Source organism: uncultured Roseobacter sp., assembly GCF_947496515.1.
Taxonomy (GTDB): domain Bacteria; phylum Pseudomonadota; class Alphaproteobacteria; order Rhodobacterales; family Rhodobacteraceae; genus Roseobacter.
In genome coordinates, this window is record NZ_CANMDB010000001.1 from 324853 (window position 1) to 342324 (window position 17472).

Annotated in this window: 14 protein-coding genes; 2 read left to right on the plus strand and 12 right to left on the minus strand. The window is 62.9% G+C overall.

The annotated features are described in order from the left end of the window. Nucleotides 1-94: 94 nt before the first annotated feature. The 12 genes from Q1A53_RS01655 to Q1A53_RS01710 all read right to left on the minus strand — a co-directional run bounded on the left by Q1A53_RS01655 (nt 95) and on the right by Q1A53_RS01710 (nt 13953). Nucleotides 95-799 (minus strand): VPLPA-CTERM sorting domain-containing protein, encoded by a 705-nt coding sequence (locus tag Q1A53_RS01655; RefSeq protein ID WP_299962296.1) that lies wholly within the window; start codon nt 797-799, stop codon nt 95-97. Between the two features lie 311 nt (nt 800-1110). Continuing rightward, on the minus strand, nt 1111-2397 hold the full coding sequence (locus tag Q1A53_RS01660; RefSeq protein ID WP_299962298.1) for a DUF3422 family protein: 1287 nt from the start codon (nt 2395-2397) through the stop codon (nt 1111-1113). Between the two features lie 132 nt (nt 2398-2529). After that, the gene (locus Q1A53_RS01665; RefSeq protein ID WP_299962300.1) at nt 2530-3306 is read right to left on the minus strand and encodes an enoyl-CoA hydratase-related protein; all 777 of its coding nucleotides are present in this window, start codon (nt 3304-3306) and stop codon (nt 2530-2532) included. 72 nt (nt 3307-3378) lie between these two features. Beyond that, nucleotides 3379-3831, minus strand: coding sequence for a cytochrome c-type biogenesis protein (locus tag Q1A53_RS01670; RefSeq protein WP_299962302.1), 453 nt, complete (start codon nt 3829-3831; stop codon nt 3379-3381). Next, nucleotides 3828-5795, minus strand: coding sequence for a heme lyase CcmF/NrfE family subunit (locus Q1A53_RS01675; RefSeq protein ID WP_299962303.1), 1968 nt, complete (start codon nt 5793-5795; stop codon nt 3828-3830). The genes Q1A53_RS01670 and Q1A53_RS01675 overlap by 4 nt, the downstream gene beginning before the upstream one ends. A gap of 59 nt (nt 5796-5854) precedes the next feature. Next, a complete protein-coding gene (locus tag Q1A53_RS01680; protein WP_299962305.1) occupies nt 5855-6445 on the minus strand; it encodes a holin family protein in 591 nt (196 codons plus the stop codon). Then, nucleotides 6436-7047 (minus strand): holin-associated N-acetylmuramidase, encoded by a 612-nt coding sequence (locus tag Q1A53_RS01685; RefSeq protein WP_299962307.1) that lies wholly within the window; start codon nt 7045-7047, stop codon nt 6436-6438. Before Q1A53_RS01685 ends, Q1A53_RS01680 begins: the two co-directional genes overlap by 10 nt. Before the next feature lie 171 nt (nt 7048-7218). Further along, nucleotides 7219-7662 carry a cytochrome c maturation protein CcmE gene (gene ccmE / locus Q1A53_RS01690; protein ID WP_299962309.1) on the minus strand — a complete coding sequence of 148 codons (444 nt, stop codon included), beginning with the start codon at nt 7660-7662 and terminating at the stop codon, nt 7219-7221. A 6-nt stretch (nt 7663-7668) separates the two neighbouring features. Continuing rightward, nucleotides 7669-8697, minus strand: a complete 1029-nt coding sequence (argC, locus tag Q1A53_RS01695) for an N-acetyl-gamma-glutamyl-phosphate reductase (RefSeq protein ID WP_299962310.1) — start codon at nt 8695-8697, stop codon at nt 7669-7671. A 30-nt stretch (nt 8698-8727) separates the two neighbouring features. Next, nucleotides 8728-9537 (minus strand): aspartate/glutamate racemase family protein, encoded by an 810-nt coding sequence (locus tag Q1A53_RS01700; RefSeq protein ID WP_299962312.1) that lies wholly within the window; start codon nt 9535-9537, stop codon nt 8728-8730. 27 nt (nt 9538-9564) lie between these two features. Beyond that, on the minus strand, nt 9565-10440 hold the full coding sequence (locus tag Q1A53_RS01705) for a lysophospholipid acyltransferase family protein (protein ID WP_299962314.1): 876 nt from the start codon (nt 10438-10440) through the stop codon (nt 9565-9567). Nucleotides 10441-10533: 93 nt separating this feature from the next. Further along, nucleotides 10534-13953: an indolepyruvate ferredoxin oxidoreductase family protein gene (locus Q1A53_RS01710; RefSeq protein ID WP_299962316.1), complete on the minus strand. Its 3420-nt coding sequence runs from the start codon at nt 13951-13953 to the stop codon at nt 10534-10536. 170 nt (nt 13954-14123) lie between these two features. On the opposite strand from Q1A53_RS01710, the gene Q1A53_RS01715 reads away from it, so the two are divergent. Both Q1A53_RS01715 and purL read left to right on the plus strand, forming a co-directional pair. Next, nucleotides 14124-15029 (plus strand): LysR family transcriptional regulator, encoded by a 906-nt coding sequence (locus Q1A53_RS01715; RefSeq protein ID WP_299963044.1) that lies wholly within the window; start codon nt 14124-14126, stop codon nt 15027-15029. Between the two features lie 262 nt (nt 15030-15291). Beyond that, on the plus strand, nt 15292-17451 hold the full coding sequence (gene purL, locus Q1A53_RS01720) for a phosphoribosylformylglycinamidine synthase subunit PurL (RefSeq protein ID WP_299962318.1): 2160 nt from the start codon (nt 15292-15294) through the stop codon (nt 17449-17451). Nucleotides 17452-17472: the final 21 nt, after the last annotated feature.

The following is a 17472-nucleotide window of genomic DNA, read 5'->3' on the forward strand; positions in this document are numbered from 1 at the left end:
GGCGGTCCATGCCGGGGCAGGCTCAGACTGCGACCTCACATGAAAAAGGGCGGCTCCGCGAGGAGCCGCCCTGTCTGTTCTCGCTGCCGATGGATCAGGCAGCGCGTTTCTTGTTGCGACGCTTCATCGCGCCCAGACCGCCGACACCGGCCAACAGCATCCATGCCGCCGCGGGCAGTGGCACCGGAGACGGGTTGTCATCGGGCTCGTCAAAGTCAAAGGTCAGGCTCTTGATCTTGAATTCGTCGTTTTTGTCCTGCGCACCGATACCGAAGATGCTCCCGGTCCAGATCTGCGAGAAACTGTAGACGACTTCGTTGTTGGGCCCTGTACCGACGCCCGGCTCCTGGCTGGCAAAGAACTGCCCGAGCGGATCATACATCCGGAAATCGAATTCATCGTTCGAGCCGATGAAGCTGAATCCGACAGACCGCAGCGTGACTGTCTCACTGAACGTGAAAATAGCCATTTCGTCGCTGGCACCGGAGCCACCCCCGTCGACCTGGTGGTCGTCGTGACGGCAGTAGTCACCGGTCGTTGTGACGGTACCGCTGCAGATGCCCAGACCGCCAGAGTACTGGCCGACACCAAAGGACTCTCCGCCGAGATCGCCGTTGAACCGGTTGTGATCGTCTGCAGTCACGGTCACGTTTACGCCGCTTCCACCGATGTCATTGAAAGACAGCGACGGTGCCGGGACCGTGTTTCCGGAAAAATCGACGGTGAAGCTGGCAGCTTGCGCTGCGCCTGCTCCACCAAAAAGTGCTGCGACTGCCGCAGCGGCTAAAAACTGTTTCACCCTGAAAACCCTCTCGTTATCGTACACCGCTGTCAGGAAATGACGCGGCTACTATTCAACGTGGCATTTTTACCATGAGCAAAACTGTGCCGCAATCCTAATCATTGACAAAAGGTTAAGGCAAAGCAGAAGATTGTAATTGTTTCAGATGGTTATGAGGTTTTCCTGTCAAATTTTCGCGTTCAGGCTCAATCGCAGGTCGAAGCGAGCGGTCAAAAACCGCCTATTGTTCGCGTCGGGCTAGAAAAACTGTTGATCTGCCATGGAATGCCCGACGGTCATCCAGCGGATGGGAGGCGAATCTCTGTGGCCTATTCGATCGACCGTCTCAGGCGCCGGATCATGCTCCAGACAAGCAAGACCACGGGCACGACCGATGCGGCCACCAACAGGCCCCGCGACACCCCCACCGCATCGGCAACGGGATAGAGCAGATATCCCCCGAGCGACACGGCGTAGTAGCTGATCGCCACCACCGAAAACCCCTCGACCGTGCGCTGCAGACGGAGCTGCAGATCGGACCGGCGGTCCATGCTCTCCAGCAGGGTCTGGTTCTGGGCCGAGCGTTCCACGTCGACCCTGGTCCGCAAAAGGTTGGCCGCGCGGATCGAGCGCTCCGACATCGCCTCCAGCCGTGCCCGGGCAGACTGGACCGTACGCATGGCAGGCGCGTAGCGACGCATCATGAACTCGCCGAAATGCTGACGCCCGAGAAAACGCACTTCGCGCAGCGCGGTGATCCGTTCGTCCACCAGCGCCTCATAGGCCCCCGTCGCGCCAAAGCGGAAGGACGAGCGCGCGGCCAGCGTCTCAAGATCGGCGGAGATCTCCAGCAGATCGTGCAATGTCGTCTCGGCGGAGGCACCATCGTCGCTCATGGCCCCCATGAGCCCGGTGAGCTTGGTGTCGAGTTCATTGAGCTGGGGCTGCAACGCGCGCACGCGGGCAAAGCCCAGCATCGACATGATCTTGTAGGTTTCGATCTCACAGAGCCGCTGCACAATCCGGCCTGTCCGGCGCGAGCCCGTCTCCCCCCCCGCAAAGACCGCAAAACGCAGATGACCGTTGGGGTCGATGCGGAAATCGCCCGCAATCACGGCTGATGCGTCCAGTACCGACGACACCGCAAGACTTTCGGACACGAACCAGTCGTTCAGACACGCCTCGATCTCGTCGGTCTTGCCGGGTGACATCGGCACCACATTGACCAGAACGGACGTCATCCGCTGGCCCGGTGCGTCGGCCAGCCAGTCCGCCGGAAAAACATCGAATTCCCGCGGATCAAAGGGCCGTGCCACCGGCCCATCGCCAAAGGCCGTATAGGTGACGAACTCGGTGTGCTGCTCCCACTTGAGCCAGTAGCGCCCGATCTGGCCGTAGTAATGCGTGGCACCGGGCTGGGGATGCGGCGCGCCGTGCCGGTCGAGCAGCGCCGTCAGGTGTTCCAGATCGAGCGAGCGGTCCCGGTTGACCGCATCTTCGGGCTGCTTGATGGCCACATAGGCCGCTGAACAGGGCGCCCGCATGGAGGGAAAAGGCCGCGCGTGCAGCTCATTGGCCAGTTTGTAGCGCAGGGGATGATCAGTGATGGGCGACATGCAAAGCTCCGTTGATGAAAGGAGGGATAATGCGCAGACCGCCCAAGTCAAATATTCTTTCAGTAATTATAAGGCGTTAACAGGATACAACGGCATACTGCCCTTTCCGTGGTCACCCGTGCTCCCGCGGGATCATCGACCCTCGAAGGACGCGGGGCGCTTTTCGGTAAAGGCCAGGACGCCTTCTTTGAAATCGCGGGACTTGCCGCATTGTCCTTGCTGTCGTGCCTCCAGCGCCAGCTGTTCTTCGAGCGAATTGTCCCAGCTGCCGCGAATGACCTTCTTGATGGCCGCATAGGCGGCTGTGGGCCCCTGCGCCAGATGGGCCGCGCGCGCCTGCCAATGCGCCTCAAAGGCGTCATCGGCCACCGCCTCCCAGATGAGCCCCCAGTCATCGGCCTGCCGGGCGGTGATCTTGTCGGCAAACAAGGCGGCCCCCATGGCTTTGGCCGTGCCCATGGTGCGCGGCATGACATAGGTACCGCCCGCGTCCGGGATCAGCCCGATGCGAGCGAAGGCCTGCATGAAATAGGCGCTCTCCGCCGCAATCACCACATCCGCAGCCAGGGCCAGGTTGGCACCGGCACCGGCGGCGGGGCCATTTACCGCGGCAATCGTGGGCACCGGGCAGGTCGTGATGGCGTGCAACATGGGCTGGTATTCATCGCGCAGCGTCCGCTCCATATCGAGGTTGGCGGCACTCACCCGGTCGCCCAGATCCTGACCGGAGCAGAACGCGCGCCCCGCGCCGGTGATCACCACGACCCGCGCGCTCTTGCCCGCCTCGGAGACCGCATAGGAAATTTCCGCGCGCATCTGGGTGCTTAGCGCATTCATCTTCTCGGGCCGGTTGAGCGTGATGGTGACCACGTCCGCTTTCAGGCCGTAGATCAGCGTCTGGTATTCCATGGGGGGCGTCCTTTTCCTGCCGCGCCTGACCGTCTTAGCAGACTGGCCGCGCCGGAAAAGGGCAACTGCGCGTCACTCCTTGAGGATATCACGCAGCCGGGCCTGTTCCGCCTCCGACAGCGCCCTGTCCTGTGGTGCGCTGGCCCCCGCCCTGCCCCGCAGATATCCGTAGCCGCTCGCGGCAGCCAGTAACAGCATCAGCGCCGGTGCCGCCCAGAGCAACCAGGTGGAGCCGCTCATCTTGGGGTTCATGCGCACGAACTCGCCATAGCGTTCTTCGAAGAACGCCATTACGTCCGCATCACTCGCCCCATCGGAGATCAGCTCGCGCACGGTGCGGCGCGCGTCCTGCGCCCAGTTGGCATTGGAGGAGGCCACGGATTCCGACTGGCACACCACGCAGCGCAGCGCGTGGTCAAGAGCGCGCGCGCGCTCTTCCAGCGCGGGGTCCGACAGCATCTCGGAAGGATCGAGCGCCAGCGCAGGCCCCGCAAGCAGCATCAGGATCAACGCCAGCCGCTTCATTCCGCAGGCACCGGGCTGGCCACGGTCTTGCGCGCACCTGCGGCCACGCGGAACCGCCTGTCGGTGAGGCTCAGCAACCCGCCGAGCGCCATGAGACCCGAGCCGATCCAGATCCAGTTGGTGAAGGGTTTGATGTAGGTGCGCACCGCCCAGCCGCCGCCTTCCTGCGGATCGCCGATCACCACATATACATCGCGCGCGAGATCATAGTCGATGGCGGCCTCGGTCGTTGGCATCTGAGCCACCGGGTAAATCCGCTTTTCCGGACGCAACTGCGCAATCTCGCGTCCGTCCTGCGCCAGGGTGATATAGCCGGTTGTGGACAAATAGTTGGGTCCTTCGGTGTTGGTGACCTGATCCAGCGTCAGGGAATAGCCACCCACCTCGAAAGGCACGCCGAACTCCGCCACGCGGATATCCTCCTGCTGCCAGGCCATGAGCCCTGAGACCCCCATCATTGTCACGCCGAGCCCGGCGTGTGCGGTCATCTTGCCCCAGTCCGCACGCGGCAACCGTGTGAGCCGCCGCAACCGCCCGGGCCCCCGGCCGGTGCGCTGCGCCAGATCCACCATGGTTCCCATGACCACCCAGGCCGCCAGGAACATCCCGATTGGCCCCAGCAGCGTCCGCTCGGTCTGCATCGCATAGGCCAGGCCACCGATTGCCAGCGCCAAGACAAAGACATAGCGCAAGGGCCGCATGGCTCGCGCGATCCGTGCCCGCTTCCACGGCATGGCCGAGGCCACCGGCAGCACCAGCCCCAGCACCAGCATGAAGGGCGAAAACGCCATGTTGAAGAAGGGCGGACCGACGCTCAGGCGGCGGTCAAAGAACATCTCGGCCACCAGCGGCCACATGGTGCCCACGAAGACCACAAAGCAGGACACCGCCAGCAGGATGTTGTTGACCAGAATGCCGCTCTCCCGGCTGACGAGGGAAAAGACGCCCTTGGCCTCCATGGCACTCGCGCGCAGCGCAAAGAGAATGAGCGCGCCTCCCATGAAAAAGCCCATGATCATCAGAATGAAGACACCGCGCTCGGGATCATTGGCAAAGGCGTGGACGGATGTCAGCAGGCCCGAACGTACGATGAATGTGCCGATGAGCGAAAAGCCGAAGGCAAGGATGGCGAGCAGGATCGTCCAGCTTTTCAGCGCCTCCCGTTTTTCCACCACGATGGCGGAATGCAGGAGCGCTGCGGCCAGCAACCAAGGCATAAAGGAAGCATTCTCGACCGGATCCCAGAACCAGAACCCGCCCCAGCCGAGCTCATAATAAGCCCACCAGGAGCCGAGTGCGATGCCGATGGTCAGAAACACCCATGCCGCCAGAGTCCAGGGACGCACCCAGCGACCCCAGGCGGCATCGACGCGCCCCTCGATCAGGGCGGCGACGGCAAAGCTGAAGGCCATGCTGAGACCCACGTAGCCGAGATAAAGAAAGGGTGGATGAAAGGCGAGGCCCGGATCCTGCAACAGCGGGTTGAGATCCTGCCCGTCAAAGGGCGGCACCGCGAGGCGCAGGAACGGGTTGGAGGTAAAGAGGATAAAGGCGAAAAACGCCACCGCGATGGCCGATTGCACCGCCAGCACCCGGGCGCGCAGGGTGGGTGGCAGGTTGCTCCCGAACCACGCCGCCATGGCGCCGAAGAGCGTCACGATAAGCACCCACAGCAGCATGGAGCCTTCGTGATTGCCCCAGGTGCCGGAGATCTTGTAGATCAGCGGCTTGGCCGAATGGCTGTTGAGTGTGACCAGACGCAGGCTGAAATCAGACACGATAAAGGCATACATCAACGCCGCGAAGGAAAAGGCCGTCAGCAGGAACTGCGCCGAGGCCGCAGGCTCTGCCACAGCCATCCAGGCAGGCCAGCGCTTATGCGCGCCGATGAGCGGGACCACCGCCTGAACGATGGCCACCAGAAAGGCGAGGATGAGGGCGAAATGTCCGAACTCTGTGATCATGGATTGCAGTATAGGATGCCCTGCGGCCCGGTCCAACGGCAATCGGCGCCATCAGGTGATCACTTTGTCGCGGCCTCGGCCTTGCGCGCGCGCCACTCGCTCAGCGCGGGGTTGTTGTCGGGCATCAGAGAGACGGCGGACAGGCGTGCGTCGCTCCCCGTATCTGCCAGCCCGGGCGAGGTTGCCCGCAAGGCGCGCAAGCTCGCCAGGTTCTCGACCACCTTGGGGACATAGGCAATGGTCTGCGCGATAGAGCGCTGAAACTGCTGGCTTTTGACCTGATGCCGTGCCCCGAAGTAGAACGACACGATGACCCCCAAAAGCCACCACAGCGGCTCTGGCACCAGCGCAATGCCCTGCATGCGCGCGGCAAACCAGATCGGATCAACCATCGCGGCGAGAAACAGCGCCATGGTGCCGAGCGCCAGCGCCGGACGCGGGATGCGGTTCACCCCGTCCATGAAACGATCAAACCAGCCGTTCTTTTGACCTTCGAATTCGGCGGCGAACTGCTGCATGGCCTCCAGTTTGACTTCCTGCGCCCGCTGGGCACCGCCCTCGCTATTCTCGCGAAAAACCTCTGCGGTCTCCATGATCACGTTGCGGTCATTGCCAAAGACGATGTTGAGCAACCCTGAAATCAACCCCATGCGGAGACCCTCCGTTGAAATTCGCTATCTGTCATGTGGTAGCGCTCGGAGATGAACTCCTCCGCTCGCTTGATCCAGCCGCCCTTGCGGCCAGCGCGGGTGCGCGCGTATTTGCGAGACGCCGCGCGCCGGTCAGCGATGCGGAAATAGTAGTTCCGCCGTGCGATACCGTAGGCATCGGCCAGATGCTCCGCTGCGATCAGATAGGCGGCCTGGGCGGCAGCAATGGTCTGGGGGCCCAGCACCCCGTCGACCGCGATGGCATGGCCCATATCCTGCAACAACCGCTGCAGGATCTTCACCGCGTTGCGCCCCGCGTTGACGTACATGTCAAATACGGAGGCCTGCAGGGCGGGCGGCAGCAAGGCGATGAGCGGCTTTTCAAAGTAGTGCTTTTCGAAGATCTCGATGGCCTGCTCGCGGCTGAGCGCCCGGACGTCGGAGACCGTCACGGCCCCATCGCGGTCCAGATCAATGCCGAGCGCCCGCATCGTGTGGATCGTCACGCCGTGGTTGGTGGCACCGCCCGGATCATCGGGGTCGTTCACGAACCCGCCCTCGCGCGCCACGATCTCCGTGGCAATCTCTCTGACCGTCTGCATCCGCTGTGACCTCCGCTCGCATGTCATCGGGGCGGATATGCGCATCTGCGGGTTAATACTGGTGAAAACTACCGTGCGGTGGTGGGGCTCCCTTGCGGCAAAGGCCTGCCCAAACCGGCGTGCTCTATGGTTGCGCCGATGGTCGGTCGCGTGTCGGCGGGATCGCTCCGCTCAGCCCTGCGGTTCCTTGTAGACGCCCTGCTCTTTTAGCGCGTCCACAACCTCCGCCGGCATGTAGGTCTCGTCGTGTTTCGCAAGGATCTCAGAGGCTTCAAAGACGCCGTTGATGTAGCGCCCGGTCCCAACCATCCCCTGATTTTCCTCAAAGAGATCCGGCAGCACGCCGGTATAGGTGACCGGCACGACACCGCCGCCATCGGTCACGCTGAACCGGACCGTCTCGCCCTGCCCCCGCACGATGGAGCCTTCGCTGACCAGACCGCCGATGCGGAACACCTCCGAGGGCGCGGGCGGTTCGGCCAGCACCTGGCTCGGCGCGCGAAAGAAGTTGATCCCGTCGCGCATCGCATAGCCGATGAGGGCCGTGGACAGCGCCAGCGCCACCGCCGCGACGGCGATCACCTGAATACGGCGCTGTTTCTTGAGCGATTTCATATGGCCTCACGGAAAAAGCGGCGGGGCCATCAGCCCCGTGGTCTCCTCCAGATTTAGCATCAGATTGGCGTTTTGCAACGCCTGCCCGCTGGACCCTTTCGTCAGATTATCGAGGGCGCCCACGACCAGCGTGCGCCCGGGGATCCGGTCTGCCACCACGCCGATATGACAGAAGTTCGAGCCTCTGATGTGCCGGGTGCTGGGCGCCTCGCCCAGCGGCAGCACCTCAATGAAGGGTTCGGTGCTATAGGCGGCCGTCAGCGCCGCGTGGACTGCATCGGCCGCGCCTTTCACGTATCCGGTTGCCAGGATGCCGCGGTTGGCGGGGATCAGATGCGGGGTAAACTGGATCTGGACGGGCCGCCCCGCGAATGCGGAGAATTCCTGATCGAACTCACCCAGATGCCGGTGCGTGCCGCCAAGCGCGTAGGCGTGGTAGCCCTCCGAAAGCTCCGCGTGCAGCAGGTTCTCCTTGAGGCTGCGCCCGGCGCCAGAGACCGCGCATTTCAGATCCAGAATTATCTCGTCCAGATCAATGACGCCAGCGGCGATCAGCGGTCTGAGCATATATTGTCCGGTGGCTGCATTGCAGCCTGTGCCCGCGACAAGCCGGGCCGCGCGGATCTGCTCGCGGTAGAACTCCGTCAGCCCGTAGACCGCCTCTTTCTGCAACGTCGTGGCGGTGTGCTCATTGCCGTACCACGCCGTATAGGCGTCGGGGTCGCGCAGCCTGAAATCAGCGCTGAGATCCACGATTTTCAGCGTGTCCGGCAGACCGGAGATCACAGCCTGGCTGGTCTTGTGGGGCAATGCGCAAAAGCACAGGTCGATGCGTGAAAAGTCGATCTCGTCGATCTTGACCAGTGTCGGCAGGTCAAGGTGCCGCAGATGCGGAAAGACCTCGGCGATGGTTTGTCCGGCTTTGGCATGAGCGCCGAGCGCGGTGATGGTCATGTCCGGATGCTGGGCCAGCAGCCGGATCAGTTCGGCCCCGGTGTAGCCGGAGGCGCCAAGAATGGCGATGGAATAGGTCATGGGATATCCCGTGTCGAAAAGGAGAAAGGGTCAGGCGGCGTCAAACACGATCCGTCGTCGCAGAAACTGTGTCGCGCGGTCGCTGACCCGGCGCGGATCGCCCGTTGTGAGAAACCCCGCCTCTCCCGCACCCAACATCGTCGGGTGCCGGTCGAGATAATCCGCGAGGCTGTCGGCAACCAGCCGGGCCTGGCTGAAGACCCGGACCTCCGCGCCCAGTGCGTCCTGAAACGTGTCCTGCATCAACGGGTAATGCGTGCATCCGAGGATGGCCGCATCCGGCTGTGGCAGCTTGCGGCGCAGCGCGTCCACATGGCTGCGCACCAGCGCCTCCGCCAGGATCATGTCGCCGTCCTCGATGGCATCCACCACCCCGCCGCAGGCCTGCGCCTCCACATCGACGCCGATGGCGCGAAAGGCAAGCTCGCGCTGAAACGCGCGGCTGGCCACGGTCGCGGGGGTTGCAAAGAGCGCCACATGCTTCACGCCGACCTCGCGCGGAGGGGAGTTGTCGCCCCATTGCCGTTCCGTCATTGCCTCGATCAGCGGCACAAAGACGCCCAGCACCCGTTTGTCACCCGGTATCCAGGATTCCTGCATCCGCCGCAGCGCGGCCGCCGAGGCGGTGTTGCAGGCCAGAATGACCAGATTGCACCCCGCCTCGAAAAGGCGCGTCACCGCAGCGCAGGTCAGATCAAAGATGTCATCGGCAGTGCGCACCCCATAAGGCGCATGCGCACTGTCGGCGAGGTAGACAAAGGGTACGTCGGGCAGACGCTGCTGAACCGCATCCAGCACGGTCAACCCACCCAAACCGCTATCAAAAATCCCAACTGCCATGGTCTTCGGTGCCTTCTTGGCACCGGGTCACTGGCGGTGCCGCTCTTCGAATTCATACCCCAGATCAAAGCGTTTTCGGGGACTTGTGGAAAGCTCATACGTTGCTTTGCGCAGGAAATCCATCATCGCTTTGCCCTCGCGCGCCAGAGGATCCAGTCGGTCGCGCCCGATGGGCTTGCCGATCACAACCCGCACCGGTGTGTCGACGCGGGCGCGGAACTCCTTGATCAGCAATCCCATGCGCAGCGTCGTGTGCATATGGCTCGCGATCTGGAACAGCCGACTGGTGTGGCCATCGAAGTACACGGGCAGCACCGTCGCTTGTGATTTCGCGATCATGCGGGCTGTGAAACTGCGCCAACCCGGGTCCATCGGGTGGGAAAAGGGCCGCGCCGCGGTGCTCACCGTGCCGCCCGGAAAGACGCCGATGGCGCCGCCCTCGCCCAGATACTTCAGCGCCACCTTGCGCGTCTCGATGTTGAGCGCGCGGGCCTCCTTGGTCGTGTCAAAGCTGATGGGCAGGATCATGCGGTTGAGATCTTCGGCCTTGCGAAACACCGAATTGGCGAGGATGCGGAAGTCCCCCCGCGTCCGCGCCAGCATATGCCCCAGCATCAGCCCATCGAGAATCCCATAAGGATGGTTGGCGATCACGATCAGCGGCCCCTGCCGCGGAACAAGGTCCAGCGACCCCGACACCACATCGAGGCTCAGCCCGTATCGGTCCACCATTACGTCAAAGAAATCACGGCCCGCGGCGACTTCATCCTCGTAACCGCGTGCACGTCTGATCAGCCGCAGCCGCCCGGTGGTATTCTCCAGCACCCGGATCATGGCGCGCCCACCGCGGGACTGCGCCGAATACGCATAGCTGATGTCACGTGCGATGTTGGGCCGACCCATGGCCGTCGTGTCCTCTGCAATCCGCGGGCAGTGTAGCTCTGACGCGGCAGTATGCCCAGCGAGTATGTCAGTCCGATGACCGTAGCGGGCGCCCTATTCAGCTGCCTGTGCCGTTTCGGACCCACCCGCGCGGATGATGGCCAGCAATTCCTCGCGGCGTTTGGCAGCCTGCATCTCATTGGCCTGCTTCACCGGCCCGAAGCCCTTGATCTGCAGGGGCAGCGCCGCCAGCGCGACAATCGCGGGGCGCGTGGCCTCCGTCAGCATCGGCAGAACCTCGGCCATATCCGCTTCATATTTCCTGATCAGCGCCCGCTCCATCCGGCGCTCGGCGGTGTAGCCGAAGGGATCGAACGGCGTGCCCCGCAGGATCTTGAGCCGCGCCATGATCTTCAAGGGCCGTTCCAGCCAAGGGCCGAAGCTGCGCTTCGCCGGGCGTCCGTCCGGCCCGGGTTTCGACAGCAGCGGCGGCGCCAGGTGATAGGTCATCCTGAAATTACCGTCGAAGGTCTCTGCGGCTTTTGTCCGGCTGCTGAGTAGCAACCGGGCGACCTCGTATTCATCCTTGTAGGACAAGAGCTTATGATAGCTTTCCGAGGCCGCGCCGCGAATCTCTTCGTCCCGGATTTCCTCGACAAACCGGGTGTAGCGCCTGGCCAGCCTGCGGCCTTGGTAGGCGCGAAGGTGATCGGCACGAAAGGCGATCTTGTCCGCCATGGTCCTGGGCAGTTCGGTAACATTCGGCGTGATCAGGCGTGCCGCGTCCTGCGGGTGCAACACCGCCCACCGACCGATGTCGAAGGCGCGCAGATTGCGGTCAACCGCCGCTCCGTTCAGCGTGATGGCGTCGCGGATCGCACCAGCGGAGAGCGGGACAAGTCCGCGTTGCCAGGCCGCACCAAAGATCATCATGTTGGAAAAGATGGAATCGCCCAGGGTGACCTTGGCCAGTTCAGACGCGTCAAAAAGATCAACGCGGTCCCGCAGCCGGGCCTCCAGCGCCAGGGCCAGACGGTCGCTGGGGAGGGAAAACTCGGTGTTGCGGGTGAAATCGCCGGTGATGATCTCGTGGCTATTGACCACAGCGCCGGTGCGGCCCGTGCGGGTCAGCCCGAGGGTCTTGGCCCCGGCAGAGACGACCAGATCGCCACCGATCAGCACGTCAGCCTCCCCCGTCGCGACCCGGATCGCGCTGATGTCACTTGGCTTTTCCGCCAATCGGCAGTGGATATGCACCGCGCCGCCCTTCTGGGCGAGCCCTGCCATTTCCATCATGCCTGCGCCCTTGCCGTCCATGTGTGCCGCCTGCGCCATGACGGCGCCGATGGTGACGACGCCGGTGCCGCCGACGCCCGTGATGACCACATTCCAGGTGCCGTCGATCTGCGGCAACGCGGGCTCTGGCAGATCCGGCAGGTCCAGCGCTGTGGTGGGATCCTTGCGCAGCATCGCGCCTTCCACCGTAATGAAGGAGGGACAGAACCCCTTCACACAGCTGAAATCCTTGTTGCAGGAGGATTGATCAATGGCGCGCTTGCGCCCCAGTTCGGTTTCCTTGGGTACGATGGAGACGCAGTTCGACTGAACGCCGCAATCGCCACAGCCCTCGCAGACGTCGCTGTTGATGAACACGCGCTTGTCGGGATCCAGGAACAGCCCGCGCTTGCGCCTGCGCCGTTTCTCCGCAGCACAGGTCTGGATGTAGACGATGGCCGAGACACCGGGCAGCTTTGCAAACTGCTCTTGCACAGTTTGCAAACTTTCCCGCGGGTGGGTTTCCACGCCCGTAAAGGCTTTTAAATCAACGTCTTCCTTCTCGTCATAGACCACGGCGATATGCGGCACCCCCATCGCCTGCAATTCGCGCACGATCCGCGGCGCGTCGAGGCCGCCTTCGTTCTGCTGGCCGCCGGTCATCGCCACCGCGTCATTGTAGAGGATCTTGTAGGTGATGTTGGTGCCGGCATTCAGCGCTGCGCGGATGGCCTGCACACCGGAGTGGTTGTAGGTGCCGTCGCCCAGGTTCTGGAACACGTGATCGCGGGTGGAAAAGGGCGCCTCGCCGATCCAGTTGGCACCCTCGCCACCCATATGCGTAAAGCCGGTGGTTTCACGGTCCATCCATTGCACCATGTAGTGGCACCCGATCCCGGCGTAGGCGCGCGCGCCCTCGGGCAGTTTGGTCGAGGAGTTATGCGGACACCCCGAACAGAAATACGGCAGCCGTGCTGCAATATCCTCGGCATTGTCATTGCGCCGTGCCTCTGACAAAACCTCAAGACCGGCGCGCAAGCCGTTGGTATCGCGCCCTTCCTCGATCAGGATCGCGCCGAGCTTCTCCGCAATCATGATCGGATCCAGCGCACCGCGCGTCGGGAACAGCTCCTCTCCGTGCATCGAGCCTGCGCCACCACCCTTGTGCCAGCCGTACACCCGCCGCCCGCGCCTGTCGTTAAAGATCGCCTCCTTGATCTGAACCTCGATCAGCTTGCGCTTCTCCTCCACCACCACGATCAGGTCGAGCCCTTCTGCCCAGTCGTGAAATCCCTTCATATCCAGCGGAAAAGTCTGACCGATCTTGTAGGTGGTGATCCCCAACCGCTCTGCCTCATTCGCGTCGATGTTGAGAAGGCTCAGCGCGTGTTCCAGATCGAGCCAGTTCTTGCCTGCCGCGACCAGCCCGATTTTCGCACCCGGCTTGCCCCAGACGCGCGTGTCCATGCGGTTGGCATGGGAAAACGCCTCCGCCGCAAAGCGCTTGTGGTCGATCATCCGCGCTTCCTGATCGTGAGGGGTGTCGATCAGACGAATGTTGAGCCCGCCTTCGGGCAGCGCCAGATCGGGCAGCACAAAGGGCGCACGGCCCGGCAAGGCCTCCACCACGGCTGTCGCCTCCACGGTGTCCTTCATGGTCTTGAGCCCGACCCACAGCCCGGAATACCGCGACAAAGCAAAGCCGTAGAGCCCGTAGTCGAGGATCTCCTGCACGCCCGCGGGGCTGACCACCGGCATATAGGCATCGACCATCGCCCATTCGGACTGGTGCAGCACGGTGGAGCTTTCGCCCGTATGATCGTCGCCCATGGCCATCAGAACGCCGCCGTGCTTTGAGCTGCCTGCCATATTGGCGTGGCGCATCACGTCGCCGGACCTGTCCACCCCTGGCCCCTTGCCGTACCACAGGCCAAAGACGCCATCGAAGCGACCTTCGCCGCGCAATTCCGCCTGCTGGCTGCCCCAAAGCGCTGTGGCGGCCAGATCCTCGTTCAGCCCGGGCTGAAAAGTGACGTCCTGCGCGACAAGCTGTTTGGCCGCCCGCTGCATCTGCAGATCAACCGCACCCAGCGGAGATCCGCGGTACCCCGTGACCAGCCCGGCGGTGTTGAGCCCGGCCGCACGGTCCAGTTCCTTTTGCATCAACATCAGGCGGACGAGCGCCTGCGTTCCGTTCAGCAGTACGGGGCTTTTTTCCAGGTCATACCGGTCGTTCAGGGTGATTTTCTCGGTGCTCATTCGCCGCCTCCCTCGCGTCAGTCCAGTGTTGCACAGATTTAGCGCCATAATAGGTCACAATGGCTGACCTGTATAGGAAAATTTACCTTTTCTCGCCTATTTGCTTCTGCCCTCTCTGTCTTTTGATCCGAGATACGGCTAGGACCGGCGCAACAAGGAACAGGCCGATGATGGATTGGGATAAGCTGAGGATTTTTCATGCGGTGGCCGATGCCGGTTCGCTGACCCATGCCGGTGACCGCCTGAACCTGTCGCAGTCCGCCGTCAGCCGCCAGATCCGCGGGCTGGAAGAGATGCTGAACACCACGCTCTTTCACCGGCACGCCCGCGGGCTGATCCTGACCGAGCAGGGGGAGCTGTTGTTTGATGCGACCTCTGCCATGAACCGGCGGCTGGACACGGCCTCCGCGCGGATCCGCGACAGCGAAGAGGAAGTGTTCGGCGAGCTGCGCGTAACCACGACGACCGGGTTTGGCACGCTGTGGCTGGTACCGCGGTTGCCCAAGCTCTACGAACAATACCCGGACCTCAAGATCGATCTGATGCTGGAAGAGCGCGTGCTCGATCTGCCCATGCGCGAGGCGGATGTCGCCATCCGTATGAAAGAGCCCAGCCAGGCGGATCTGATCCGCAAGAAGCTGATGATGATCCGCATGTGCCTTTTTGCGACGCCCGACTACCTGTCAGAGAACGGTACGCCCCGAAAGATCGAACATATCATTGATCATCGGTTGATCTGTCAGAACACCCACAGCGATCAGGTGGGCGCGGGGCGGAACCTTGTCCAGCACCTGATGGCCTATGACATGCGTTCGTCGCTGACGGTCAACAACTACTTCGGCGTGTTGCAGGGGGTGCTCAACCACCTCGGTATCGGGGTGCTGCCGGACTACGTCACCGAGGACTTCCCCGATCTCGTGCAGCTGCTGCCGGATCTGGAGTCGGCCGATGTTCCGGTCTTTCTCGCCTACCCCGAAGAGCTGCGTCACTCCCAGCGTGTTTCTGCCTTCAAGGACTTCGTGCAGGAAGAGATCATCTCCTACCGCAAGCAACTGAGGCAAAAGGATATTGCGTGAACGCGGCGCGAGCCATGTGCCAAACGCATAGCTGACATGCCACCTTCCGGTCACAATAAGCCTTGATTGGATGCAGGTCGCTTACTAATTCAGCTCTTGAAGGACGGGGTGCTTTGCACTCTCCTTCAACCTCCCTGTTGGACTTGGCCGAGCTTCGCGCTCGGCCTTTTTTTTCGGCAAAGCGGGATCGCCCTTTGCCCCTTTTCCCCGTCCCCCCCTTCCTCTAAAGACGGCGCGACACCAAGCTTGAGGGCCCCCGGCGATGAGCGAACCTGAAATCACCCCGGATCTGATCGCATCGCACGGGCTTAGCCCCGATGAATATGACCGTATCCTGGAGATCGTTGGCCGCACACCCTCCTTCACCGAGCTGGGCATTTTCTCTGCCATGTGGAACGAGCATTGCTCGTACAAATCCTCCAAGAAATGGCTGCGCACCCTGCCCACGACCGGCCCGCAGGTGATCTGTGGTCCCGGTGAGAACGCAGGCGTGGTGGACATCGGCGACGGTCAGGCGGTGGTCTTCAAGATGGAGAGCCACAACCACCCCAGCTACATCGAGCCCTATCAGGGTGCGGCGACCGGTGTGGGCGGGATCCTGCGTGATGTCTTCACCATGGGCGCACGTCCCATTGCAGCGATGAATTCGCTCAGCTTCGGCGAGACGGGTCACCCCAGGACACGGCAACTGGTACACGGTGTTGTCGAGGGGATCGGCGGCTACGGCAATGCTTTCGGCGTGCCGACCGTGGGCGGCGAAGTCCGGTTCGATCCCGCCTATAACGGCAACTGTCTGGTCAATGCTTTCGCGGCCGGGCTCGCGGATGCGGACAAGATCTTTTACTCGGCAGCGTCGGGCGTCGGCATGCCCGTGGTCTACCTCGGGGCCAAGACAGGCCGGGACGGGGTTGGCGGCGCCACCATGGCCTCGGCTGAATTTGACGAGACCATCGAGGAGAAACGGCCCACGGTTCAGGTAGGCGATCCCTTCACCGAAAAGCGCCTGATGGAGGCAACGCTGGAACTGATGGCAACGGGTGCCGTCATCTCCATCCAGGACATGGGCGCCGCGGGGCTCACCTGCTCCGCCGTAGAGATGGGCGACAAGGGGGGGCTGGGCATTCGGCTCGATCTGGAAAACGTGCCCGTGCGGGAGACCGCCATGACCGCCTACGAGATGATGCTGTCGGAGAGCCAGGAGCGGATGCTGATGGTGCTGCGCCCCGAGCTTGAGGCCGACGCAAAGGCGGTCTTTGACAAGTGGGATCTCGATTTCGCCATCGTGGGCGAAACGCTCGCAGAAGACCGGTTTCTGATCCTTCACAACGGTGAGACCAAGGCCGATCTGCCGCTGTCGAAACTGGCCAGCAGCGCGCCGGAATACGACCGCCGGTGGGAGGAAACGCCACCCGCCACCGCCTTTGACGAGCCGCTGAGCGTGGACCCGATCGAGGGGCTGCGCAGCCTGATCGGCAGCCCCAACCACGCCTCAAAAGCCTGGGTCTTTGAGCAATACGACACGATGGTGATGGCCGATACCGTGCGGAACCCCGGGTTGGGTGCAGGTATCGTGCGGGTGCATGGCACTGAAAAGGCGCTCGCGTTCACCTCGGACGTCACGCCCCGCTACGTGGCCGCCAACCCGGTAGAGGGCGGCAAGCAGGCCGTGGCAGAGGCCTACCGCAACCTCACGGCCACCGGCGCGCGACCGCTCGCGACCACCGACAACATGAACTTCGGCAATCCCGAAAAGCCCCGGATCATGGGTCAGTTCGTGGGCGCCATCAAGGGCATTGCGGCGGCGGTCGAGGCGCTCGATATGCCGATCGTGTCCGGCAATGTCTCGCTTTACAATGAGACGGACGGCTCCGCGATCCTGCCGACGCCTACCATTGGCGCGGTGGGTCTGCTCGAAAACGCGGGCGATATCATCGGTGGTCTGGTGGCAGAGGGCCATATCGCCCTGCTGCTGGGCGACAAAGGCAGTCACCTTGGCCAATCCGCCCTACTTGCCGAGCACTTCGGGCGCAGCGAAGGCGACGCGCCGCCGGTCGATCTGGCAAAAGAAGCCGCCCACGGCGATTTCATTCGGCGCAACAGCGACCGGATTGCAGCCTGCACCGATCTCTCCGATGGCGGACTTGCGCTGGCGGCCTTCGAGATGGCCGAGGCCACGTCAACCGGCCTCACACTCGAAACCGATGACACCGCAGAACTCTTCGGCGAAGATCAGGCCCGCTACCTGATCGCGGCCACGCCGACCGACGCCGAGGCGCTGCTAACCGCCGCAGCCGATGTGGATATGCCCTTGCACCGCATCGGCATATTCGGGGGTGACACGCTCGCTTTCGGCAACAGCACAGCACCCCTCGCAGATCTGGCCACCCTTTACCGCAGTGCCTTCGCCGCAACTGTCGGCTGACCTCTGGTCGGGTGAGCCTAA